Here is a 22,256-nt window from a genome sequence, read left to right as displayed (position 1 = left end):
TCGAGTTCTTGTTCTTTGAGTTTTAGTTCTCTTTATTTTAGGAGCATTTCTTGAGCACCCTGTTTAGTAAGATCATTGCCGGCGAGATTCCCGGGCGCTTCATTTGGAAGGACGAGGACTGTGTCTCCTTCCTGACTATCGGCCCGCTGACCGACGGGCACGTGCTGGTGGTGCCGCGTCTGGAAGTGGATAAATGGACGGACGCCTCCCCTGAACTTGTCACGAAACTGATGGCAGTTTCACAGACCATTGGCCAGGCGCAGGTCGCTGCGTTCGGGGCTCCTCGGGCCGGGGTGATCATCGCCGGCTTCGAGGTGGAACACCTGCACGTGCACGTGTTCCCGGCCTACGGGTTGGACAACTTCAGTTTTGCTGCCGTTGACAACAACCCGGACCCGGCAGTGTTGGACGCCAACGCCGAGAAACTGCGGGTGGCCCTGCGTGCGGCCGGACACGGCGACTTCGTCCCCGCCACCTAGACGCTCCTGCAGCTATGGGGGTGTTTTCCCCAACGCTCCTGCAGCTACGGGGGTGTTTTCCCCAACGCTCCTGCAGCTATGGGGGTGTTTTCCCCAACGCTCCTGCAGCAATGGGGGGTGTTTTTGGAGACGCCATGGCACCTGCATACCTTTGGCCTCGGGGACTGTTGCGCGATTACCTGCATGGCTGTGAGCCTTGCCTGAAGTTGGTCCCGAACCAGCTACTGACTGGCGAGAGTGCTCCGTCCTTTAAGGCGGGGGCGAATCGTTTCCAGCGTGCAGGCCTGTTCTGGTTTTCGATGTATTTCTTCACAGTTTCCAGGGGTGCGCCGCCGACGACCGGTCTGTTTTCGTCGGATGATGTCAGACCCTGGTGATTGACTGGAGGCATGCTTCGTTATCGTTACCGGGGTACCCGAATACAGACCAACAGGCGGCAATTGCCCGTCTTTTTGGTTGTGTGCGGGTGGCGTTCAATGATGCACTGACCCTGCGCAAGGCGCATTACGCGGCGACTGGGACGTACCTGTCCAACAGGGTCGCCAGCGCAGCCCTGACGACAGCCTCCAAGAGGACGCCCGAGCGTGAATGGTTGACCGATGGTTCCTGTGTCCCGTTGCAGCAGGCTCTGCGGGACCTCGATACCGCCTACAAGAACTTTTTCTTGACGAAACACAGAAGCTCATGCGCGCGGTCATTCCCGCCATGATGGCGCAGGCGCAGGGGTCCATTGTTAACACCGCCTCCGAGGTCGCCCTGCGCGGATCCGCCGCCGGCGTAGCCTACACGGCGTCCAAGCACGCGGTGGTGGGCCTGACCAAGAGCAGCACGTTCAAGTACGTCCCCAGCGGCATCCGCGTCAATGCCGTGGCGCCCGGGGCCACCATCACGAACATCCAGGCCCCGTTCGATTCCGCGCTGGGCGCCGACCGCGTCCGCCTCGCCATGGCCATCCTGCCCGGCGCCGTGGAAGCCGATGCGCTTGCCGCCTCCATCACCTTCCTCCTGAGTGACGACGGCGTGAACGTCAACGGTGTGATCTTGCCGTCCGACGGCGGCTGGTCGGCTGCGTAGGATCCGCGGCCTCGGATGGAGGGTGCAGTTAATCGGCGCGTCTGATTCTGAGCACCCGTAGCGTGTGTCTGGTGATTCCGGGCATTTCACGTAAAAATGCGCCTATCCGGGGCGTGTGCCAGATGAAGCCGCGGGCCCGCAAATAGCGCGACATTCCTTGGAGTTGATCAGTATTCCATGGAGTGTCGCGTTGTTTTGCTCTGGAATGGTTCAGAAAGCAACAGCCTCATGCCGGGGAAAGGTCAGAGGCAGAATCCAAGCCTCCGGTCCATCGCAGGGTCTCCTGGTCAGCAGTCTCGATCGTTGCAGTTTCGCGGTGTTCGCCATGGTTGCACCGGGCACTGCCGAGACCCTGTCCTCCAGTATCCAAAGGGACCATTGCGGGCTACTTCAGCTGGTGCTGTAGTACTGTGTGCTCCGGCGGCCTGGAGGCCCTGAAAACCGCGGCGACTATCATCGACCAGCCCGTCAGTGTGGTGCAGATCCTGATCTGCTGGTCCACCTACCCGGCGTTCTCCCGGGAGTCCCGTGCCTACGACAAAGCCAAACGTTCGGCATTCGTTGAGCATATTGGGGACTTCCACGGCTGAAAGAGAAAGGGCCGAACCAGGGTTCTCCGCTGCTTAACCTGCATGCGCTTATCGCCCGGATATGTGGCCGGCTTACGGCAAAACAGCGCACGCACATCGACTCTTTTGACCACCCTAGACAGGAAACCGCTCATGATTGATTCGCAAAGAACTCTTTGCAAAACAATCTTTGCGGTCTATTCTGGATGGCATGGAGATCTCGGAAAAGGTCGTCGATGACCTGGACACGCTCAAAGCAATCGCCAGCCCCTTACGCATGAAGCTGCTGGGCGCCCTGCGCGAACACGGCCCCGCCACGGCCTCGGAGCTGGGCCGTCGGCTCGGGGAGTCCAGCGGCTCCACCTCCTACCACCTGCGCCAACTGGAACGCTACGGCTTTGTGGCCGACGACGACGTTCAGCAGTCCCGGCGGGAACGGCGCTGGAAGGCGCTGCACGCCCAAACCAACATCCAGTCGGCACGGTTCATCGACGACGAGGCCGGGCGCGCCTTGATGCACGCCACCATCGGCTACAACGTTGACTACCTTCTGGAGAACGTGTCCGAATACCTCCGGGGCGACTTCGGCCCGGAGTGGCGGGCCACACTGGGAGTCAATGACTACCTGCTCAGGCTGACGCCACAAGACGCCGCCGAACTTCTCGCCGGAATCCAGGGACTTCTGGAAGACTTCCGCTCCCGGGAATCCAACGATGACCAGGCCATGCCGGTCGCCTGGCATGTACTGGCCCTTCCCAAAAAGCCGTCATGACTCTCAGACGGAGATTCTGGCTCATGACGGGTCTGCGCTGGTTTCCCACGGGCCTGCTGATTCCCGTCTACGCGTTGTTGCCACTCCACCGCGGCCTGAGCATCGCCGAATTCGGCGCCGTTGTCGCCGTCCAAGGCTTCGTGGTGCTTTTTCTCGAACTGCCCACGGGAGGCTTGGCGGATTCTCTGGGCCGCAGGCCGCTCATGGTCACCTCCGCTCTGGTTGCCCTGGCGTCCTATGCAACGTTTGCCTTCGCCGGGACCTTTGCCTGGTTCCTGGCGGCCTCGGCGTTGTCCGGCGTTTTCCGGGCCCTGGACAGCGGTCCACTCAACGCGTGGTTCGTCGATCAGACCCTGGCGTCGGGGGAGGGGGGATCGGTGGCCAAGGGCATCTCCGGTGCGGGGGCTGTGGTCGGCACCTCGATGGCCCTCGGCGCGGTGGCGGCAGGTGGCCTGGTTGCTTGGCACCCCTTCGCAGCCATTGATGCGCTTGCGACGCCGTTTTTGGTGGCAGCCGCGCTGACCCTGGTCCAGATCGGGACAACACTGGTCTTGATGAGGGAAAGCCGTCCGGCACATTCCCTGACGTTCCGGTCATCCATCCGGGCGATCCCGCGAACCATTGTCGCAGGGGCCCAACTGGCCGTCGGCAACCGGGTGCTGCGTGCCCTTCTCGCGGCCAGCGTGTTCCTGGGCTTTGGCGTGGTGGGTCTAGAGCAGTTCATGCCCATCCGGTTGTCGGAGCTGTTGGGCAACCCGGATATGGCCGGCGTCGTGATGGGTCCAGTATCTGCTGCCGCGTGGGGTATTTCGGCCATCGGCGCGGCGGCCGTGCCACTATTGCTGCGCCGGTGGTCCATGCCTGCAGTGTCCATCGCGCTGGTGATCGGTGAGGGCGCCATGGTGGTTGTCATGGGATTGGCGGCCGGTCCGGCCGGGCTCATCCTCGCGTTCTTTTGCACCTATGCCGTGCATACCGCCTTCGGGGCCATCTACGAGACCATGCTTCACGGGCAGGTCAGTTCCAGCCACCGGGCCACGGTGCTGTCCCTTTCGTCCATGGTCTTCCAGCCTGCGGGATCACTGGGTGCCCTGGTCCTGGGTTTGATTGCCACTGGGGTCTCCAGCGGAATGGCACTGGTTGTCGCCGGTGTAGTTTTTGGCTGCGCGGCACCGCTGTTCCTGGTCAAAACCGCGCCGCACCCTATTCGTAGTGGTACCGGCACTGGGCGATGCGGATTTCATCCCCGGTAGCTTTGTACACGAGCCTGTGCTCGTCGGTGATCCTGCGTGACCAATAGCCGCTGAAACCGTGCTTGAGCGGCTCGGGCTTGCCGATGCCGTCGTTCCCGTTGCGGGCAATATCCTTCAGGAGTTCATTGATGCGCTTGAGGACTCTTTTGTCGTCACGTTGCCAATCAACGTATTCCGCCCAAGCCTGCTCATCCCACACCAACTTCATGGGAGCAGGTCATGTTCGACGCCGGACCCGTTCTCCAAGCGGTCAATGGCGCCCAACAGGCGGCGTGCGTTGGCAGGGCTGCGCAACAGATACGCAGTTTCCTTCAATGACTGGTACTCCACCAGGGAGACAATCACCACCGGCTCTTTCCCGGATCGGGTGATCACGACTTCCTCGCTGTCGTTCACTACCGCATCAAGTGTGGCCGCGTAGTTTGCCCGCGACTCTGAATAGCTCATGGTTTTCATAGCAACTCCTCACGTACAACTAATTGTACGTGAGGAGTTGCCAATCCAACAGCGTCGGGGAAAACGCCCCGTATGTGAGCGAGGGTCGGGCCAAACACCCCCGTATGTGCGCGAGCGTTTGTTTGTGGGGGCGGGCGGTCAGGCCAGGGACTTCGCCAGGGCCACCCGGATCCGCTTCTCCGAGACCGAATACGCCGTTCCCAGCTCCACGGCAAACAGGCTGACCCGCAGCTCCTCGATCATCCAGCGCACATGCTCCAGCCCCGCCGTCGACCGCTGCCCGGGCAGCAGAGCCGCCGTGGCGTCGTCGTACTCGTCCTCGAGGTGCTGCACGGCCGCCATCGATTGCCCGTCGCGGTTCACGTTCGACGGCAGCTTCTCCAACCGCCGCTCAATCGCTGTAAGGTAGCGCGGCAGCTGGCTGAGCTGGGCAAATCCGGTCTTGGCCACGAATCCCGGGTACACCAGCAGTTCCAACTGTTGCTTGATGTCGTTCAGCGCGCTGATGAGCGGCAGGCTCGTGGTGCCCCGCAACGCCTTCTGGATGCGCAGATTCGACGCCAAAACACGTTCCACCACAGCCGTCACAGTGAACACCGTGTCGATCAATTCAGCGCGCACCGTCTCATACAGCGCGTTAAACTCGACCTCACTCCACGGCAGCGCGGCCGGCGTCAGCTTGTCGATCGTGGCCAGGGTGCAGTCGGCAATCAGCTCGGTCACGGAGCCGTGCGGGTTCTGGCTGAACGTGAGCTTCTCGGTGTTGCTCAGGTGGTCCAGCACGTAGCGGTCAGGCGACGGCACGCGCAGCGCCAGCAGCCGGATGACGCCGCCGCGCATGGCCGATTCCTGCACATCCTGGCGCTGGAACACGCGGATGCCGGCGGTGGCGCCCTCGTCCACGAGCGCCGGGTAGCCGGTGACGGTGTGCCCTGCCACGAGGCGCTTGACCTCGCGCGGCAGGGTGCCCATGTCCCAGCTTGTGATGCCTGAACGTTCCGCGATGCCTGAGCCATCGGAACCTTTCTGACTCCCCGTGGTGGTTGAGGTTGGGCCCACGGCCCCGAGGGACCCGGAACCAGCTTGCGAGTTCTGGGAGGGGCTGGGGACCTGACCGCCCTTGCCGTTGCGGGCATTCTTCCCTGTGGCGGGCGCCGCCCGCGGCGCCCCCCCGGCCTGCGTCGTCTTGGGCGTCGCCCCGAGCGACTCCGCGATGGCTCGGCGTGTGGCTCCGGCCAGCTTCGATTGCAGATCGGAGAGGTCCTGGCCCTCCTCCAAAATACGGCCGTTCTTGTCCACCACTGAGAATGTCATGCGCAAATGGGAAGGAATGGCATCCCTGTTCCAGGAGCCCGGCGGAATCACATGGCCCTTGAGCCGGCGCAAAGCCAATTCAAGGGACGGCTCGAGCTGGTCCGTGGCGGGATCAAAATCAGACGCCAATGCGGCAGCGGCCTGGCGACCCACATCGGGCGCCGGGATGAAGTTCTTCCGGACAGCCTTGGGCAGCGACTTGATCAGCGCCGTGACCAGCTCGGCGCGCAGTCCCGGAATCTGCCAGCGGAACTGGGACTCGTGCAACTGGTTCAGGAACAACAGCGGAACCTGAACCGTCACGCCGTCGGACGGGTTGGGAGCAGAACCCGGCGCGGTGGGATGGAACTCGTAGGACAGCGGCAGCACAAACTCGCCCTGCACCCACGTCTTGGGGAAGGCCGCCTCATCCAGCTCCGGCTCCTCGGCCATGACCACCTGCGTGTCAAAGTCCAGCAGCGCCGCGTTCTCGTGCCGGGCATCCTTCCACCACTTGTCGAAGTGCCGCTCGGAAACAACGTCGCCGCCCACGCGCTCGTCATAGAAGTCGAACAGCGTCTCGTCATCCACGCGCAGGTCGCGGCGCCGCATGCGGGTTTCCAGCTCCTCCACCTCGGCCAGCAGCGCCTGGTTGCGGTGAAAGAACTTGTGGTTGGTATGCCAGTCGCCCTCGACCAGGGCATGGCGGATGAACATCTCCCGGCTCAGTTCCGGATCGATCTTCCCGTAGTGGATCCGGCGGTCAGGCACAATCGGGACACCGTAGAGCGTGACCTTCTCGTGCGCCATGACGGAGCCCATTTTCTTGGACCAGTGTGGCTCGCTGTACGTGCGCTTCACCAGATCCGGGGCCACCTGTTCGGCCCACAGCGGGTCAAACTTGGCCGCCACGCGGGCCCACAACCGGGAGGTTTCCACGAGTTCGGCGGCCATGACCCAATCGGGCGACTTCTTGAACAGGGCCGAGCCCGGGAACACCATGAACTTCGTGCCGCGCGCGCCGGCGTACTCGCGCTTGCGCTGATCGTACAGCCCAATGTGGCTCAGCAGCCCGGTCAGCAGCGACATGTGGATGGCGTCGTGGTTGCCCACGGGGTCGATGTCGTTGCCGGAGACCTTGATGTCCAGCGACTTCGCCATCGCCTTGAGCTGGCTGAACAGGTCTTGCCACTCACGCACGCGCAGGTAGTTGATGAACTCGGCCTTGCACAGGCGCCGGAACGCGCTCGAGGACAGCTCGTTCTGCTTCTCCTTGATATACCGCCACAAATTCAGGAAGCCGGTGAAGTCCGAATGCTCGTCAACAAAGCGCTTGTGCTTTTCCTGCGCCAGCTGCTGCTTGTCCGTGGGGCGCTCGCGCGGGTCCTGGATGGTGAGCGCCGCGGCGAGCACCATGACCTCGGCCGCCACACCGCGCTTGGCAGCTTCCACGATCATGCGTCCCAGCCTCGGGTCCACCGGGAGCTGTGAGAGTTGACGCCCGACGGCGGTAATCCCACCTTGGGTGTTCACCGCGCCCAGCTCGCGCAGCAGGGTCACGCCGTCGGTGATGGCCCGCGAGTCCGGCGGCTGGACGAACGGGAACTTCTCCACGTCCTTGGGCCCCTTGGCCACACCCATGGCCGTCATTTGCAGGATGACGGCGGCCAAGTTGGTGCGCAGGATTTCCGGGTCCGTGAACTCGCTCCGGGCGTTGTAATCCTCCTCGGAATACAGCCGGATGCAGATGCCGTCGGAGACACGCCCGCAACGGCCCGAACGCTGGTTGGCGGAGGCCTGTGAGACGCGTTCAATGGGCAGGCGCTGGACCTTGGTGCGGTGCGAATACCGCGAGATGCGGGCCGTGCCGGTGTCGATCACGTATTTGATGCCCGGCACCGTCAGCGAGGTTTCGGCAACGTTCGTGGCCAGCACGATGCGCTTGCGGCTGCCCGTGGTGAACACGGCGTGCTGCTCGGCCAGCGACAGCCGGGCGAAGAGCGGCAGGATTTGCACGTCGCGCAGCCGCGGATTTGTTTTGGCACGGCCGTGCAGTGCATCGGCGGCGTCGCGGATTTCCCGCTCGCCGGAGAAGAAGATGAGGATGTCCCCGGGCGCTTCCTTGGCGAGTTCGTCCACGGCGTCGCATACGGCATCGAGGGGGTCCCGGTCCTCTTCACTGTTGCCGCCGTCTTCCCGGTCTCCCACGAACTTGTCCCGAGCGGATCCGCGACGGTCCGCGCCCGAGCCGGGTTCGTCGTCGTCCATCCCATCGGAATTTTCGCCATTGGCAGGGCCGGAAAGCGGGCGGTAGCGGATGTCCACGGGGAAGGTGCGTCCGGAGACCTCGATGATCGGGGCCGGGCCCTCGGAGGCGGCGAAGTGCGTGGCGAAACGCTCGGGATCGATCGTGGCCGAGGTGATGACGATTTTCAGGTCCGGGCGCTGGGGCAGGATCTGGCGCAGATAACCGAGAATGAAGTCGATGTTCAGCGAGCGTTCGTGGGCCTCGTCGATGATGATGACGGAGTATTTGCGCAGCAGGCGGTCGCGCTGGATTTCCGCGAGCAGGATGCCGTCGGTCATCAGTTTGATCTTGGTTTTCGGGCCCACATGGCCGGTGAAACGGACCTGGAAGCCCACCTCTTCACCGATTTCCACGCCCAGTTCGCTGGCGATGCGCTCGGCCACGGTGCGGGCGGCGAGGCGGCGCGGCTGCGTGTGGCCGATCAGGCCCTTCTCAGCCAGACCCAGTTCCACACACATTTTCGGGATCTGGGTGGTCTTTCCGGAACCGGTTTCACCGGCGATGATGGTGACCTGGTTGGCGGCGATGGCAGCCATGATGTCCTCGCGGCGTTCCGAGACGGGCAGCGCGGCGGGGTAGGAGATAGTGAAAGTCATGGTGCCACCCAGTTTATGCCGTTACTGGCGCAAGGGCCCCTTCGCGGGCGCGCGTGCGGATTGTGAGCGCTCCCTTTGCGGCCAATGCCAGAAGCACGACGCCGGCCAGGGCCACTGCCACACCTCCGCCGGCGCAGGCGGTGGCCCAGTGGGGGGACGGCGCTGCCGCGGCGCCTGCCGGCACGGCGTTCAGGGCCAGGGCTGCCAGGATGGCCGCCGTCCCCAGACCGGCCAGGAGTGCGCCGCTGGCGAAGTTCAGCACGTTCCGGGCCGAGATTTCACGCCATCGAAGGTCCAGCGCAGCCATGCGGGGATCCGCGAGCATGGCCGTGGTGGCCAGTCGGTGCAGGACAAGAAGGGCCGAACCGGCGAAGGCCACAGCCACGAGGAGGAGGGGCACGCCGTCGGTCTTCACTGCGGTGAAGTCCGGGGCCAGTTCAGTGGCAATGACGAAGGCGGTGAAGATTGCAAGGGTTGCCGCCGGGAGGATGAACGCGCGCCGTGGCAGCAGCGGGGTCTTGGCGGCTGGATTGGCGTTGGTGAGCTGCGCGGCGGGCAGGGCCGAGAACAGGAGCAGGCCGCCACTGGCGGAGAGGCCGGTGGTCATGGCGATCGGCAGACCTGCTTGGCCGGACAGGCCGATGGAGATCCTGAACAGGGCAGCGAACATGATGGCGGCAAAGACGATGGCTGCCACGGTGCGCCATTGGGCCCGCAGCATGGACTTGTCCTGCTCGGCGGCCGTGGCATGGCTTGAGCCCTTGCCTGCGGCGAGCGCCAGCGGTGCCTTCTTTTTGGCAATCCATGACGCTGCGGCCGTGACGGCCCAGGCCAGGGCCGCAAGAATGGCAAGCGCGGCAATCAATTTGGTCATGGGTGAAAGTCTTTCATGGATCCAGATGGCGCCAGCCCGCACGGCGGAGTCCAAACCCTCCGTCCCGGGCAGGGCCCTGCTGCGCTGCGGAGTGGAGCGCAGCAGGGTTAGAGCGCCGCGTCGGTGAGTTTTTGCAGCAGGGCCGCCAGCTGGGATTGCTCCGCCTGGGTCAGGGTGCTGGTGATGGCGTGTTCGGTGCCGAGGTGGTCCGGCAAGGCGGCCTCGATGAGGTCCAGACCGGAGGGGGTCAGGGAGACCAGGGTGCCGCGTCCGTCGTCGGGGTTGGCGCTTCGGGCCACCAGGTCGCGGCGCTCCAGCTTGTTCAGGCGCTGGGCCACGGCGCTGGTGGAGATCATGGCGTCGCGCGCCAGTGCCGCGGGAGTGAGGCTGTACGGGCGGCCGCTGCGCAGGAGGGTGGCCAGGACGTCAAAAGTGGACGCATCCAGCCCGTGCCGTGCGAAGGTAGCGGCGAGCCGGGTGTCCACGGCTGATGCGGCGCGGCTGAGGCGGCCGATCACGGCCATGGGTGACACATCCAGCCCGGGCTTTTCGGCGTGCCACTGGGCAAGGATGCGATCTAGTTGTTCGACCATTGGATCACTGTAGCAATTTGCTAAGCACTAAGCTATATTAGCTAAGTGCTTAGTAAAAAATTGATGCTTGTAATTGTGACGGCCCTGGCCCCGGTCCTGTGGGGATCCACCTACCTGACCACCACCATGTTCCTGCCCGAAGGCCGGCCGCTTTTGGCCGCCGTTCTGCGTGCCCTGCCAGCAGGTCTGCTGCTCCTGGTGCTGTCCAGGCGACTGCCGCAGGGGTCCTGGTGGTGGAAGTCGTGGGTTCTGGGAATGCTGAACATTGGCGTGTTCTTCGCCCTGCTGTTTGTCGCTGCATACCGCCTGCCCGGGGGAGTCGCAGCAATAGTCGGCGGCGCCCAGCCGCTGCTGGTTGCACTGCTGGCAAGCCGGGTGCTCCACGAAAAGCTGACGATGGCGCGGCTGCTGGCCGGTTCCGCGGGGGTGCTGGGAGTGGCGCTCATCGTCCTGCAGTCACAGGCGCGACTGGATCCCATCGGGATTGCGGCAGCGGCCGGCGGCACCCTGTCCATGGCCGTTGGCACGGTGCTGGCCAAGAAGTGGGGCCAGCCTCTTGGAACTTCCGGCCAGCCGGTCTCGGCCTTGGCAACCACCGCGTGGCAGTTGATTGCCGGCGGGGCGTCGCTGGTCATTGTGCTGCTGCTCGTTGAGGGTCTGCCGACCTCCCCGCTGACCGGTTCCAACATTCTTGGGTACCTGTATCTGTCCATCGCAGGAACAGCATTTGCCTACTATTGCTGGTTTCGGGGGCTGGCCCGCCTGCCGGCGGGCGCCGCCGCATTCCTGGGATTGCTGAGCCCGGTCGTGGCCATTGTCCTCGGCTGGGTGGTGATGGGCCAGGCGCTGGGACCGTGGCAGCTGGCGGGCGTGGCCGTGGTCCTGGCATCAGTCGTTACCGGGGTGGGCATGAAAGGCTGGGGCAATGACACAGGCAAACAAGCTCCCAAGCTCGACGGCGTTGGCGTCCCTTGCGCTCGCAGACCGGAACTTTGCGCTGCGCAGGGCGGAGGAGTCCGACGTCGGGCGCCTCGTTGAGCTGATTGCGCGCGACCAGCTGCGTTCGTCCGTCGAGTCCGCAGCCCTTCAGGACCGGGCTCCCTACCTCGCCGCATTCCACGCCATCGATGCCGACCCGGCTCACCTGCTGTGCGTGGTTGACTCTCCTGATGGTGCGGTGGTGGCGACCATGCAGCTGACGTTTCTGCCGGGACTGGCCCGCCGGGGAGCCCAGCGGATGCAGCTCGAGGCTGTTCGGGTGGATGAGGCGCTGCGGGGCAACGGGCTTGGCTCAGCCATGATCCGCTGGGCTGTTGCCGAGGCTGGCCGGAGGGGCGCGGTGCTGGTGCAGCTCACCAGCGACAACACCCGGCTCGATGCCCACCGATTTTATGAGCGGCTGGGGTTTGCGCAGTCGCATGCAGGGTTCAAGCTGACACTGCCTTGACCTGGCAGACCCGCGCCCTCGGCCCACTCGGCCGCATGGCCCGTCTCGGAGCACCTCAGTGCGCCGTTCCCGTCACGGCGCCCGGCGCCGTGACGGGAACGTGAGGTCAACGCAGCACGATGGTCCGGTTCCCCTGGAGGATCACGCGCCCTTCGCAATGCCAGCGCACGGCGTTGCTCAAGGCCTTGCACTCGGTGTCCCGGCCCGCAGCGACCAGGTCCTCCGGGCCAAAGGTGTGGTCCACCTCGACAACCTGTTGGGAGATGATGGGCCCCTCGTCCAGTTCGCTGTTGACGTAGTGGGCCGTGGCCCCGACCGTCTTCACCCCGCGCGCATACGCCTGGTGGTACGGCTTGGCACCCTTGAAGGAGGGCAGGAATGAATGGTGGATGTTGATGGCCCGCCCGTCCAGCCGGCGGGTGAGGCTATCGCTGAGCACCTGCATGTAGCGTGCCAACACCACCAGTTCGACGTCGAACTCCTCCACCAGCTCCAGCAGCCTGGCCTCCGCTGCAGGTTTTGTGGCAGCGGTGACGGGGACATGGAAGAACGGAATGCCGTGCCATTGTGCCAACCGCTGGTGGTCCGGATGGTTGGAGACCACCGCAACCACCTCCACGGGCAGCTCGCCGGTCCGTGTCCTGAACAACAAGTCGTTCAGGCAGTGCTCAAACTTGGACACCATGATCAGCACGCGGCGCTTTTCGCCGTGCGGGCGCAACTCCCACCGCATGGCGTGCCGGGCAGCCAACGGCTCAAAGTCTGCCCGCAGGCGGGCCAAGGATTCCTCCCCGGCCGGGGCGCTGAAGTGCAGGCGCATGAAGAACCGCCCGTCCGGTTCGTCCCGCCCGAGGGCCCCCTGGAGGTGCAGGCGGTCGCTGAACTGGCGGTTGTCGATGATGTCGGCGCCGTGCTTGAGCAGGACTCCCGAGACCTGGTGGACCAGCCCCGGACTGTCGGGACAGTCCAGGGTCAGCACGTATTGGGCGGTCCCGGCCGGTGCGGAAAGGGTGCTCATCTCAGCACTCGATCACATTCACGGCGAGGCCTCCGCGGGAGGTTTCCTTATACTTGCTCATCATGTCGGCACCCGTTTCCCTCATGGTCTTGATGGCTTTGTCCAGCGACACCTTCTGGCTGCCGTCCCCGTGCAGGGCCAGCCGTGCGGCGTTGATCGCCTTGACGCTGGCGATCGCGTTGCGTTCGATGCAGGGAATCTGCACCAGGCCGCCCACGGGATCACAGGTCAGGCCAAGGTTGTGTTCTATGCCAATTTCTGCGGCATTCTCAGCCTGGACGGGCGTGCCGCCCAGCAGCTCGCACAAGGCGCCTGCGGCCATGGAACACGCCGATCCGACCTCGCCCTGGCAGCCAACCTCGGCACCGGAGATGGAGGCGTTGAGCTTGAACAGCATGCCGATCGCCGCAGCCGTCAGCAGGAACCGCACAACACCGTCGTCGTTGGCTCCGGGGACAAACTTCATGTAGTAGTGCAGCACGGCCGGGATGATGCCGGCCGCCCCGTTGGTGGGGGCTGTGACAATGCGCCCGCCCGCGGCGTTCTCCTCGTTCACGGCCAGTGCGAAGAGGTTCACCCATTCCATGGCCCGCAGCGGGTCGGCGGCATCCTCCGGCGCCTGCAGGGTTCGGAACAGCCCCGGCGCCCGGCGCGTGACCTTCAGCCCGCCGGGCAGGATCCCCTCGGCGGCGCAGCCATTGTCCACGCACTCCTGCATGACGGACCAAATGTTCAGCAGCTTGGCCCTCAGGTGCTCCTCCGTGTGCCACACCAGTTCGTTGGCGAGCATGACCTCGGAGATGTTCAGGCGCTCCCTTGCACAGATGGCCAGCAGCTCGTCGGCGGTGCTGAACGGGTGGGGCAGGACAGTTTCGTCCATGACCACCCGGTCCGCCCCGACGGCCTGCTCATCCACCACAAAGCCGCCGCCCACGGAGTAGTAGGTGCGCTCGCGCACCACCTCCCCAGCATGGTCCATGGCCCGGAACGTCATGCCGTTGGGGTGGGCCGGCAGCGACTTGCGCCGGTGCAGCACCACGTCCTTTTCATAGTTGAAGTCGACGCGGTGCAGCCCGGCGAGCAGCAGCTCGGCATCCAGGGCGGCCGCGGCCACCTGGTCGTCGGCCGTGGCGGTGTCCACTGTCTCCGGGTCCTGCCCCTGCAGCCCCAGCACCACAGCCTTGTCCGATCCGTGGCCGCGGCCCGTGGCGCCGAGGGAGCCGAACAGCTCGGCCTCAACGCGGACGACGGCGGACAGCTCGCCGTCGCGCTCAAGGCCTTCGGAAAAGCGCTTGGCCGCACGCATCGGGCCCACAGTATGGGAGGACGAGGGCCCGATGCCCACGGAAAACAGGTCCAGGACACTTAGTGCCACGGTGCGCTCCCGGACGCGAATTCCCGCATGCCGTCCAGGAACCAGCGGCCCAGGTAGTCGGCAAAGGACGCTCTGGGGAAGATCTGGAATGACTCGTCCCCGGCCTTCCACAAGATGGTGGGGATCTTGGTGATTTCCGTGGTGATGGCGGTTCCGGTTGCGAAGGATCGTGGGTGCAGGTCCGCCGCGCAGCTCTTTTCCAGCACGGCCCGGGCGCTTGGCCCGGCCAGTTCAAAGGTGGTGCGGTTGCTGGAGAGGTCGATGGCCTGCCCTGCCCCGTCGCCCAGGGCGGCCACCAGGGCGGCGGCCAGGGTCCCCGCGGCGGATTCTTCCGGACCAACCACCAGGAACTCGTCCGGTCCCAGCCAGAGCGTTGTTGTTGTGGCAGCCGCTGTTGCGACCTTCCCGTACGTGACCTGGCCGGCCGTGGAGGGCAGCCCGCCGGTGAGGGAACCTATCCGCCGGCCGGCCTCGGAAAGCGGATCGACACGGATTCCGACCATGCTCTGGAAGGGGACCTCGCGCAGGGAAACCCCGCGCTCCCCGGCAACGGTCCCCACCTCGAAATCGGTCCAGAGGTGTTCCGCGGGGCTGTGGCGGCGTGCCATTACCTTGGTGTTGTCGATTGTGTTACCCATCTCGGCGCTTCCCTTCTGCATCAAAAAGTACTGTTTCCCCTACGACGACGTCCACCAGTTGGGAGCCGACACTTGCCACAAGCCGTTCACCGATCCGGTTGCGGCCGTTCTTGATCAGGGCCAGGCCGAAGGACCGGCCCAGGGCGGCGCTGTGGTAGCTGGAACTGACGAAGCCCTGCATGGGCACGGGCCCGTATGCGGGGTTGACGGTGATCCCGGCCTCCACCAGCTGGGTGCCTTCCGGCAGCCGGATGGAACCGTCCACGGGCAGCACGGTGACCATGTGCTTGCGGCTTTCACTGTTGGCATCGGGGCGTTGATAGGAGCGTTTGCCGATGAAGTCCTTGGCCTTGGATACCACCCATTCCATGCCGGCGTCGTGCGGTGTAACCGTGCCGTCGGTGTCCTGGCCCACAATCGGGTAGCCCTTTTCGGCACGCAGCACGTGCATGGTTTCGGTGCCGTACGGGGTGATGTTGAATTCCTCCCCGGCAGCGGTCACGTCCTCCCACGTGTCCAGCCCGTACCAGGACGGGACGTTGATCTCGTAGGCGAGCTCGCCGGAGAAGGAGATCCGGCAGATCCGGGCCGGCACGCCCGAGGCGAGCGTTGTTTCGCGGAACGCCATGAACCCGAACGCCTCGGCGGACAGGTCCAGCTCCGGTGCCAGCTTCGCCAGCACAGCCCGTGACTTGGGGCCGACGACGGCAATGGTGCTCCACTGCTCCGTCACCGAGGTGCAGGTGACGTCCAACTCGGGCCACTCGGTCTGCAGCCATTCCTCCAGCCAGTCCAGCACCTTGGCCGCGCCGCCGGTGGTGGTGGTCATGAAGAAGCGGTCCTCATCCAGGCGCAGGGTCACGCCATCGTCAAAGATCATTCCGTCCTGGGTGCACATGACACCGTAGCGGGCCAGACCGGGGGCAAGCTTCTTGAAAGCGTTGGTGTAGATCCGGTTCAGGAACTCCCCGGCGTCCTTGCCGCGGATTTCAATCTTGCCCAGCGTGCTGGCATCCATGTAGCCGACGGAGTCGCGGGTTGCGGCGCACTCGCGCAGCACGGCAGCATCCATGTCTTCGCCCGGCCGCGGGTAGAACCAGGGGCGCTTCCACTGACCGACGTCCTCAAAAAGTGCTCCGCGGTCTTCGTGCCACGGGTGGATGGAGGTGCGTCGTGCCGCGTCAAAGAGATCCCCGCGCTGCCGTCCGGCCAGGGCAACGAAGGACACGGGGGTGAACGGGGCGCGGTAGGTGGTGGTGCCGATGGCGCCGATGTCCGGGTCCACGACGGTGCCCTGCTGGCGGAACGCGGCCGCAATGACTCCGATCGCATTCACCCCGGAGGTCTTGCCTTGGTCGTTGGCGGTGCTGATGGAGGTATAGCGCTTGATGTGCTCCACGCTGCGCAGCCCTGCCCCGGTGGAGCGCCAAACGTCGGCCACGCTCTGGTCCCGCTGGAAGTCCACAAAGTGGTGATGCCAGTCCGACGCCGTTCCTTCCGTACCGCCGACCAGCCACAAGGCGCGGGTCGGGGCCGTGGGCTGGGCCGGGCGGGCCGGGCGCGCTGCAGCTGCGGTGGCGGCAGCAACGGCGTCGGCCGTGGCAAACCCGGCGCTGACGGCCGCAACCGCACCGGCCGAGGCGCCCTCGGCAACACAGCCTGACAGGGTATAGCTGCCCCGGGCGGCGCCCACCACCTGCTGGTTCTTGACCACGCTGGAGGGGACAAAACCAACCAGATCCGCATCCCAGCGCACCTTGCCCTGGGCCTGGCTATGCAGGTGCACCACGGGGCTCCAGCCGCCGGAGACGGCGAGCAGATCCGCGGAAATTTCCTCGACCTCACCGGTGGGGGAGCCGTCGGCGTCGATCCCGGAAACCAGGACCGACTCCAGCGATGAATCACCGGTGGTGTTGACCACGGCGCTGCCGTTGATGACACGCACATCCTCGCTGGTGGCGGCGGCCGCGGCGAGCGGGGACAGCTGCGGGCGGGCGTCAACGACGGCGGCGACCTCGATGCCTGCGGCGAGCAGGTCCGCGGCCAGCTGGTAGGCGCTGTCGTTGGTGGTGGCGATGACCACGCGGGAGCCGGCGGCCACGCCGTAGCGGTTCAGGTAGCTGCGGACCGCCGAGGCGAGCATGATGCCGGGGCGGTCGTTGTTTTCAAACACGAGTGGGCGTTCGTGGGCGCCGGTGGCCACGAGCACCTGGTTGGCACGGATGTGCCAAACCCGCTGGCGGGAGATGCCGGGGGCCGGGGCCTCGGCGAGGTGGTCGGTGCGGTTTTCCACAGCGAGCAGGAAGTTGCTGTCGTAGGAGCCGAAAGCGGTGGTGCGGTGCAGCACGGTGCATTCCGGGGCGGCGGCCAGTTCGGCGGCAATGCCGGCGACCCAGTCCAGGGCCGGGGTGCCGGCCACGTGCTCGTCGCGGCCCGAGAGCAGGGCCCCGCCGAGTTCGGGCTGGTCGTCGATGAGGATGGTGCGGGCGCCGGTGCGGGCGGCGTCGCGGGCCGCGGCGAGCCCGGCGGGGCCGCCGCCGACAATCAGGACGTCCGTGTGGACGTACTTCTTGTCGTAGATGGCCTCGTCCTCGGTGGGGTCCAGCTTGCCCAGCCCGGAGAGGAGCTCGACGTCGAGACCCTCCACCAGGGAGACGGTCGTGGCCGGCAGCATGGATTCGGCGGCGTGGCCGGGGAAGCGGCCGGCGACCTTGATGAGCGCGTTAGACTCCTCAACGCCGGCGGAAAGGATGCCGCGGGGGCGGTCCTCGTACAGGGAGTTGCCGGCGGCCAGGCGGCCGTTGGCAATCAGCGCCGAGGCCACCGTGTCGCCGGGGTGGCCCGCCAGGGCGGCGCCGTCCACGGTGAAGTGCAAGGTGGTGTTGCGGTCGATTCGTCCGCCGTGGGTGAGCCTGTTCGGCTGGTTGTTCTGCCCGGTCATCTCTACACGCCTTCCGATGCTGTGGTGGTGCCGGCCTCGGCGGGTGCCAGGGGCTGGGACTTGGCCTGTGCGGCCGGCGGGGCGGTCAGGCCTTCAGGTGCCTGTTCGCCCATCCCGTAGACGGCTTGGATTTCATAGCTGACAGTGTCGCGGACCATGTTGAACCACTTGCGGCAGCCGGCGGCGTGCACCCAGCGTTCGGCAAACAGGCCTTTCGTGTTCTCGCGGTAGAAGAGGTATTCCGCCCATTCCCGGTTGGAGAGCTGGTCGGGGCTCTCGGGGTAGGCCACGTGGGCCTGCCCGCCGTAGTGGAATTCGGTTTCGTTGCGTGGCCCGCAGTTGGGGCATGAAAACAACAACATTGTGTGTTCCTGGTCTTCCTGTGAGGGGCCGGTTAGTGAGCCACGGCTGCGGCGCCGTGTTCGTCGATGAGGGCGCCGGTTTCGAAACGCTCCAGCGAGAACGGCTTGTTCAGGGTGTGCGGGGTTCCGGTGGCGATCGTGTGGGCGAACGTCAGCCCGGCTGCGGGGGTTCCCTTGAAACCGCCGGTACCCCAGCCACAGTTCACGAACATGTTCTCCACCGGGGTGGCCCCCACAATGGGCGAAGCGTCCATGGTGGTGTCCACAATCCCGCCCCAGGTGCGTAGCACATGGGCCCTGCCAAAGATGGGGAACAGCTCGACGGCGGCCGCCATCTGTTCCTCGATGACGTGGAAGGAGCCGCGCTGGCCGTAGCCGTTGTAGGAGTCGACGCCGGCACCCATGACCAGTTCGCCCTTGTGGGCCTGGGAGACGTACACATGCACATGGTTGGACATGACCACCGTGGGGTGCACCGGTTCATGCAGTTCGGAGACGAGAGCCTGCAGCGGGTGGGACTGGATGGGGAGGCGGAACCCTGCCATCTCGGCCAGCACCGAGCTGTGCCCGGCCGCGCACAGCCCCACCTTTTCGGTGTTGATGGTGCCGCGGGTGGTCTTGACACCCGTGACCTTGTTGCCGTCCTTGATGAATCCGGTGACCTCGCAGTTTTGGATGATGTCCACACCGAGCTCGTCGCACTTGCGGGCAAACGCCCAGGCCACGTGGTCGTGCTTGGCGATGCCGGCACGCGGCTGGTAGGTGGCGCCCATGACGGGGTAGCGGATGTTGTCGTTGATGTTCAGGATCGGGCAGAGTTCCTTCACCTGCTTGGGGTCCAGCCACTCGGCGTCGACTCCGTTGAGCTGGTTGGCCCCGACCCGGCGCATGCTTTCACGCACGTCGCCAAGCGTGTGGGCCAGGTTCATGACCCCGCGCTGGCTGAACAGGAAGTCGTACTCAAGTTCCTCGGGCAGGATCTCCCACAGCTTGAGGGAGTGCTCGTAAATGGCCGCACTTTCATCCCACAGGTAGTTGGAACGGATGATGGTGGTGTTGCGGGCCATGTTGCCGCCGGCCAGCCAGCCCTTTTCCAGGATGGCAATGTTGGTCATGCCATGGTTCTTGGCCAGGAAGTAGGCTGTCGCCAATCCGTGGCCACCACCGCCAACAATCACGGCGTCGTATGATTTCTTGGGGTCCGGGTTGCGCCACAGGAATTCTGGGTGCTCCGGAAGGTGGTCGGCGCTCACTGTGCGACTCCGTTCGGGGTGGTTCCGGCGGTATTGGTAAGGACCGCGCCGGAGAGGTGCGGGTACAGCGGAAATTTTTCGGCCAGGATGGTGACGCGGTCGCGAAGCAACACGGCGGACTCTTCACTGAGCTCGCCCTTGATGGCTTCGGCGATGATGTCGGCAACCTCGGTGAATTCGGCCGGGCCGAAGCCGCGGGTGGCCAGGGCCGGGGTGCCGATGCGCAGCCCGGAGGAGACCATGGGCGGGCGGGGGTCAAAGGGGACCGCGTTGCGGTTGACGGTGATGCCGATCCGGTGCAGCCTGTCCTCACCCTGCTGCCCATCCAGTGCGGAGTTGCGCAGGTCCACCAGGACCAGGTGGACGTCGGTGCCGCCGCCCACCACGGAGATCCCGTATTCGGCAACATCCGGGGCGAGCAGGCGATCGGCCAGGATCTTGGCGCCCTCCAGGGTGCGTTCCTGGCGGTTCTTGAAGGTCTCGGAGGCGGCGATCTTGAAGGACACGGCCTTCGCAGCGATCACATGTTCCAGCGGCCCGCCCTGCTGGCCCGGGAACACGGCGGAGTTGATCTTCCGTGCCAGCGATTCCTTGCTGAGGATGACACCCCCACGCGGTCCGCCCAGGGTCTTGTGCGTTGTGGTGGTGACGACGTCGGCGTGCGGCACCGGGTTCGGGTGCAGGCCGGCGGCCACGAGCCCGGCAAAGTGGGCCATGTCCACCATCAGGTAGGCGCCCACCAGATCCGCGATGCGGCGGAACTCGGCAAAGTCGAGTTGGCGTGTGTAGGCTGACCAGCCGGCCACGATCAACTTGGGCTGATGCTCCAGCGCCAGCGCCTCAACTTCGGCCATGTCCACCGTCATGTCGGATTCGCGAACATGGTACGGGACCACGTTGTACAGCTTGCCGGAGAAGTTGATGCGCATCCCGTGGGTCAGGTGCCCGCCATGGGCCAGGTCCAGTCCCATAATGGTGTCGCCCGGGTCCAACAGGGCGAACATGGCGGCGGCGTTGGCCTGAGCGCCGGAGTGTGGCTGGACGTTGGCGGCCTCGGCGCCAAACAGGGCCTTGACCCTGTCGATGGCCAGCTGCTCAATCACGTCAACATGTTCGCAGCCGCCGTAGTACCGCTTGCCCGGGAGGCCCTCAGCATATTTGTTGGTCAGCACCGAGCCCTGGGCTTCCATGACTGCGATGGGTGCAAAGTTCTCGGAGGCGATCATCTCAAGCGTCGATTGCTGGCGCAGAAGTTCGGCCGTGATGGCAGCAGCAACTTCGGCGTCGGCGCCTGCCAGGGTGTCGTCAAGGGTGAACGTCATCGTTATTCCTTCATAATGTCGCTTTGGATGCAACTGAGTTGCGGTGAATGCAACATTAGGGATGGATGTGACGTACGTCAATAGCTGGTAGGAAAAACTTGATAATTTTCCTGACGAGGGAAAAATCTTTGGAATTATTGCCGAAAAGGTCTTGACGGTGATGCGCGCCACACATAATCTGGTGCAACAGTGTTGCGTTGAACGCAACCCCAAACTCTTTGGTGGATCAAATGACAAATCAGCAACCCACAAGCTCCGGCAGGGCGGCAACGATGCCGCAACGTCCCGAGCCGACGAGCCTGAGTGGACAGCCCTACCCCGAGAATTGCAATCAGGTATCCAAAAGCACCTTGCGCCGCGTAGTTGGCGCCAGCTTCATCGGCAATTTTGTTGAGTGGTTCGACTACGCCGTGTACGGCTATCTGGCAGTCACCATTTCCCACGTGTTCTTCCCCGAAGCAGACAAGCAGACCGCGCTGCTGTTGACGTTCGGCCTGTTCGCCATCTCCTTCTTTGTCCGTCCCATCGGCGGCTTCATCTGGGGGCACATCGGGGACAGGGTGGGGCGCAAGAACGCCCTGTCCCTCTCGATCCTGATCATGTCCGCGGCAACCTTCGCAATAGCATTGATACCCGGCTACAACACCATTGGCATTTGGGCGCCGATCCTGCTGCTGATTATCCGGGTTGTTCAGGGCTTCTCGGCAGCCGGTGAATACGCCGGCGCCTCAGCCTTCCTGGTCGAGTACGCCCCCGCGAACCGGCGAGGACTCTACGCTGCCGTGGTGCCGGCCAGCACCGCCACCGGGCTGCTCCTGGGTTCCTTGATCGCGTTGCTGCTATCAGTGTCACTGGCCCCGGACCAGCTGAACTCCTGGGGCTGGCGCCTGCCGTTCCTGCTTGCAGCCCCGATGGGCCTGATTGGCCGCTACATCCGGGTGAAGCTTGAGGACACCCCGGCATTCCTGGCCCTGGAAAAGGAAGACGAAGCCATCAAGGCGCCCGTCATGGCCATGTTCCGCGAACAATGGCGCCCACTGTTGATCGCCGTCGGTGCCGTGGTCCTGAACGCAGTGGGCTTCTATGTGGTGCTCAGCTACATGCCCACCTACCTCAGCGAGGTTGTTGGACTGGATGCCTCCCTGTCATTCATCGCCACCACCGTGGCCCTCGCCACCTATATTGGCTTCATCTTCCTGACGGGCATGGCCTCGGACAGGTTTGGCCGCAAACGGGTCCTCATTACAGCCTCGATCCTGTTCGTGGTGCTGACCGTGCCTGCGTTCATGCTCCTGGGCACAGGAAATTTCGTGGTGATCATCCTGGTCCAGATCCTGCTGGGCGCCATGTTGACCCTCAACGACGGAACGCTGCCCAGCTTCCTCGCCGAACTGTTCCCCACCAAGGTCCGGTACAGCGGATTTGCCGTGAGCTTCAATCTCACCAATGCCCTCTTTGGTGGCACCGCACTATTCGTCTCGACACTGCTGATCAACGTCAGCGGCTCCAACCTGGCCCCTGGCTGGTACTTGATGGCAGCCGCCGTCGTATCACTGGTTGCCGTGTCCCTCGCCAAGGAAACGTCCAAGGCCCCCCTGAAACACTGAGCGGCTCAGGCGAACCCCAATCCTTC

The 22,256-nt window shown here is 64.7% G+C and carries 21 protein-coding genes; 9 read left to right on the top strand and 12 right to left on the bottom strand.

Annotated elements, in window-relative coordinates; translation table 11 throughout:
• Positions 1–50 precede the first annotated feature (50 nt).
• The 6 genes from art_RS07080 to art_RS07060 all read left to right on the top strand — a co-directional run bounded on the left by art_RS07080 (position 51) and on the right by art_RS07060 (position 4,147).
• Positions 51–479, top strand: a complete 429-nt coding sequence (locus art_RS07080; RefSeq protein ID WP_038463466.1) for an HIT family protein — start codon at positions 51–53, stop codon at positions 477–479.
• A gap of 373 nt (positions 480–852) precedes the next feature.
• Entirely contained in the window at positions 853–1,188 is a 336-nt protein-coding gene (locus art_RS23290; protein ID WP_082000162.1) for a helix-turn-helix domain-containing protein, read from the top strand.
• Entirely contained in the window at positions 1,164–1,553 is a 390-nt protein-coding gene (locus art_RS07075) for an SDR family oxidoreductase (RefSeq protein WP_367643769.1), read from the top strand. The genes art_RS23290 and art_RS07075 overlap by 25 nt, the downstream gene beginning before the upstream one ends.
• A 410-nt stretch (positions 1,554–1,963) precedes the next feature.
• A complete protein-coding gene (locus tag art_RS07070; RefSeq protein ID WP_038463464.1) occupies positions 1,964–2,143 on the top strand; it encodes a hypothetical protein in 180 nt (59 codons plus the stop codon).
• Positions 2,144–2,333: 190 nt separating this feature from the next.
• On the top strand, positions 2,334–2,894 hold the full coding sequence (locus tag art_RS07065; RefSeq protein ID WP_052136098.1) for a helix-turn-helix domain-containing protein: 561 nt from the start codon (positions 2,334–2,336) through the stop codon (positions 2,892–2,894).
• A complete protein-coding gene (locus tag art_RS07060) occupies positions 2,891–4,147 on the top strand; it encodes an MFS transporter (protein WP_038463462.1) in 1,257 nt (418 codons plus the stop codon). Before art_RS07065 ends, art_RS07060 begins: the two co-directional genes overlap by 4 nt.
• Here art_RS07060 and art_RS07055 read toward each other — a convergent pair.
• The 5 genes from art_RS07055 to art_RS07035 all read right to left on the bottom strand — a co-directional run bounded on the left by art_RS07055 (position 4,098) and on the right by art_RS07035 (position 10,267).
• Positions 4,098–4,355 carry a Txe/YoeB family addiction module toxin gene (locus art_RS07055; RefSeq protein ID WP_038463460.1) on the bottom strand — a complete coding sequence of 86 codons (258 nt, stop codon included), beginning with the start codon at positions 4,353–4,355 and terminating at the stop codon, positions 4,098–4,100. The genes art_RS07060 and art_RS07055 overlap by 50 nt on opposite strands.
• Positions 4,352–4,603, bottom strand: a complete 252-nt coding sequence (locus art_RS07050) for a type II toxin-antitoxin system Phd/YefM family antitoxin (protein ID WP_038463458.1) — start codon at positions 4,601–4,603, stop codon at positions 4,352–4,354. Before art_RS07050 ends, art_RS07055 begins: the two co-directional genes overlap by 4 nt.
• Positions 4,604–4,741: 138 nt before the next feature.
• Positions 4,742–8,800: an ATP-dependent RNA helicase HrpA gene (hrpA, locus tag art_RS07045; protein ID WP_038463456.1), complete on the bottom strand. Its 4,059-nt coding sequence runs from the start codon at positions 8,798–8,800 to the stop codon at positions 4,742–4,744.
• A gap of 13 nt (positions 8,801–8,813) precedes the next feature.
• Positions 8,814–9,674: a hypothetical protein gene (locus art_RS07040; protein WP_038463454.1), complete on the bottom strand. Its 861-nt coding sequence runs from the start codon at positions 9,672–9,674 to the stop codon at positions 8,814–8,816.
• A gap of 107 nt (positions 9,675–9,781) precedes the next feature.
• Positions 9,782–10,267: a MarR family winged helix-turn-helix transcriptional regulator gene (locus art_RS07035; RefSeq protein ID WP_038463452.1), complete on the bottom strand. Its 486-nt coding sequence runs from the start codon at positions 10,265–10,267 to the stop codon at positions 9,782–9,784.
• A gap of 63 nt (positions 10,268–10,330) precedes the next feature.
• Here art_RS07035 and art_RS07030 point away from each other — a divergent pair, with 63 nt between their 5' ends.
• Both art_RS07030 and art_RS07025 read left to right on the top strand, forming a co-directional pair.
• Positions 10,331–11,305, top strand: coding sequence for an EamA family transporter (locus tag art_RS07030; RefSeq protein ID WP_216699586.1), 975 nt, complete (start codon positions 10,331–10,333; stop codon positions 11,303–11,305).
• Positions 11,229–11,714 carry a GNAT family N-acetyltransferase gene (locus art_RS07025; protein WP_253901505.1) on the top strand — a complete coding sequence of 162 codons (486 nt, stop codon included), beginning with the start codon at positions 11,229–11,231 and terminating at the stop codon, positions 11,712–11,714. The genes art_RS07030 and art_RS07025 overlap by 77 nt, the downstream gene beginning before the upstream one ends.
• Before the next feature lie 106 nt (positions 11,715–11,820).
• Here the strand turns inward: art_RS07025 and purU are convergent, their stop codons facing one another.
• Genes purU through glyA form a run of 7 tightly spaced genes read right to left on the bottom strand, consistent with a single transcriptional unit; the run spans position 11,821 to position 20,623 of the window.
• Entirely contained in the window at positions 11,821–12,732 is a 912-nt protein-coding gene (purU, locus tag art_RS07020) for a formyltetrahydrofolate deformylase (protein WP_038463448.1), read from the bottom strand.
• Position 12,733: 1 nt separating this feature from the next.
• Entirely contained in the window at positions 12,734–14,107 is a 1,374-nt protein-coding gene (locus art_RS07015) for an L-serine ammonia-lyase (RefSeq protein ID WP_038463446.1), read from the bottom strand.
• On the bottom strand, positions 14,098–14,745 hold the full coding sequence (locus art_RS07010; protein WP_038463444.1) for a sarcosine oxidase subunit gamma: 648 nt from the start codon (positions 14,743–14,745) through the stop codon (positions 14,098–14,100). The genes art_RS07015 and art_RS07010 overlap by 10 nt, the downstream gene beginning before the upstream one ends.
• Positions 14,738–17,686, bottom strand: a complete 2,949-nt coding sequence (locus tag art_RS07005) for a 2Fe-2S iron-sulfur cluster-binding protein (protein WP_038463442.1) — start codon at positions 17,684–17,686, stop codon at positions 14,738–14,740. The genes art_RS07010 and art_RS07005 overlap by 8 nt, the downstream gene beginning before the upstream one ends.
• A 2-nt stretch (positions 17,687–17,688) precedes the next feature.
• Entirely contained in the window at positions 17,689–18,048 is a 360-nt protein-coding gene (locus tag art_RS07000; RefSeq protein WP_082000159.1) for a sarcosine oxidase subunit delta, read from the bottom strand.
• Positions 18,049–18,080: 32 nt separating this feature from the next.
• Positions 18,081–19,301, bottom strand: a complete 1,221-nt coding sequence (locus tag art_RS06995) for a sarcosine oxidase subunit beta family protein (RefSeq protein ID WP_038463440.1) — start codon at positions 19,299–19,301, stop codon at positions 18,081–18,083.
• Complete coding sequence (gene glyA / locus art_RS06990) at positions 19,298–20,623, bottom strand: serine hydroxymethyltransferase (protein ID WP_038463438.1); 1,326 nt, start codon at positions 20,621–20,623, stop codon at positions 19,298–19,300. Before glyA ends, art_RS06995 begins: the two co-directional genes overlap by 4 nt.
• Before the next feature lie 272 nt (positions 20,624–20,895).
• On the opposite strand from glyA, the gene art_RS06985 reads away from it, so the two are divergent.
• Complete coding sequence (locus art_RS06985) at positions 20,896–22,230, top strand: MFS transporter (RefSeq protein WP_253901580.1); 1,335 nt, start codon at positions 20,896–20,898, stop codon at positions 22,228–22,230.
• The last annotated feature ends 26 nt before the right edge of the window (positions 22,231–22,256 follow it).

It is taken from the genome of Arthrobacter sp. PAMC 25486, assembly GCF_000785535.1.
Taxonomy (GTDB): domain Bacteria; phylum Actinomycetota; class Actinomycetes; order Actinomycetales; family Micrococcaceae; genus Specibacter.
This window is presented reverse-complemented; position numbering and strand designations above follow the sequence as displayed.

Bases quoted from the DNA above. Each gene is read 5' to 3' on its own strand.
- art_RS07075 (WP_367643769.1), top strand. From the start codon at position 1,164: ATGCGCGCGGTCATTCCCGCCATGATGGCGCAGGCGCAGGGGTCCATT.
- art_RS07065 (WP_052136098.1), top strand. From the start codon at position 2,334: ATGGAGATCTCGGAAAAGGTCGTCGATGACCTGGACACGCTCAAAGCA.
- art_RS07060 (WP_038463462.1), top strand. From the start codon at position 2,891: ATGACTCTCAGACGGAGATTCTGGCTCATGACGGGTCTGCGCTGGTTT.
- art_RS07055 (WP_038463460.1), bottom strand. From the start codon at position 4,355: ATGAAGTTGGTGTGGGATGAGCAGGCTTGGGCGGAATACGTTGATTGG.
- art_RS07050 (WP_038463458.1), bottom strand. From the start codon at position 4,603: ATGAAAACCATGAGCTATTCAGAGTCGCGGGCAAACTACGCGGCCACA.
- hrpA (WP_038463456.1), bottom strand. From the start codon at position 8,800: ATGACTTTCACTATCTCCTACCCCGCCGCGCTGCCCGTCTCGGAACGC.
- art_RS07040 (WP_038463454.1), bottom strand. From the start codon at position 9,674: ATGACCAAATTGATTGCCGCGCTTGCCATTCTTGCGGCCCTGGCCTGG.
- art_RS07035 (WP_038463452.1), bottom strand. From the start codon at position 10,267: ATGGTCGAACAACTAGATCGCATCCTTGCCCAGTGGCACGCCGAAAAG.
- art_RS07030 (WP_216699586.1), top strand. From the start codon at position 10,331: ATGCTTGTAATTGTGACGGCCCTGGCCCCGGTCCTGTGGGGATCCACC.
- purU (WP_038463448.1), bottom strand. From the start codon at position 12,732: ATGAGCACCCTTTCCGCACCGGCCGGGACCGCCCAATACGTGCTGACC.
- art_RS07010 (WP_038463444.1), bottom strand. From the start codon at position 14,745: ATGGGTAACACAATCGACAACACCAAGGTAATGGCACGCCGCCACAGC.
- art_RS07005 (WP_038463442.1), bottom strand. From the start codon at position 17,686: ATGACCGGGCAGAACAACCAGCCGAACAGGCTCACCCACGGCGGACGA.
- art_RS07000 (WP_082000159.1), bottom strand. From the start codon at position 18,048: ATGTTGTTGTTTTCATGCCCCAACTGCGGGCCACGCAACGAAACCGAA.
- glyA (WP_038463438.1), bottom strand. From the start codon at position 20,623: ATGACGTTCACCCTTGACGACACCCTGGCAGGCGCCGACGCCGAAGTT.
- art_RS06985 (WP_253901580.1), top strand. From the start codon at position 20,896: ATGCCGCAACGTCCCGAGCCGACGAGCCTGAGTGGACAGCCCTACCCC.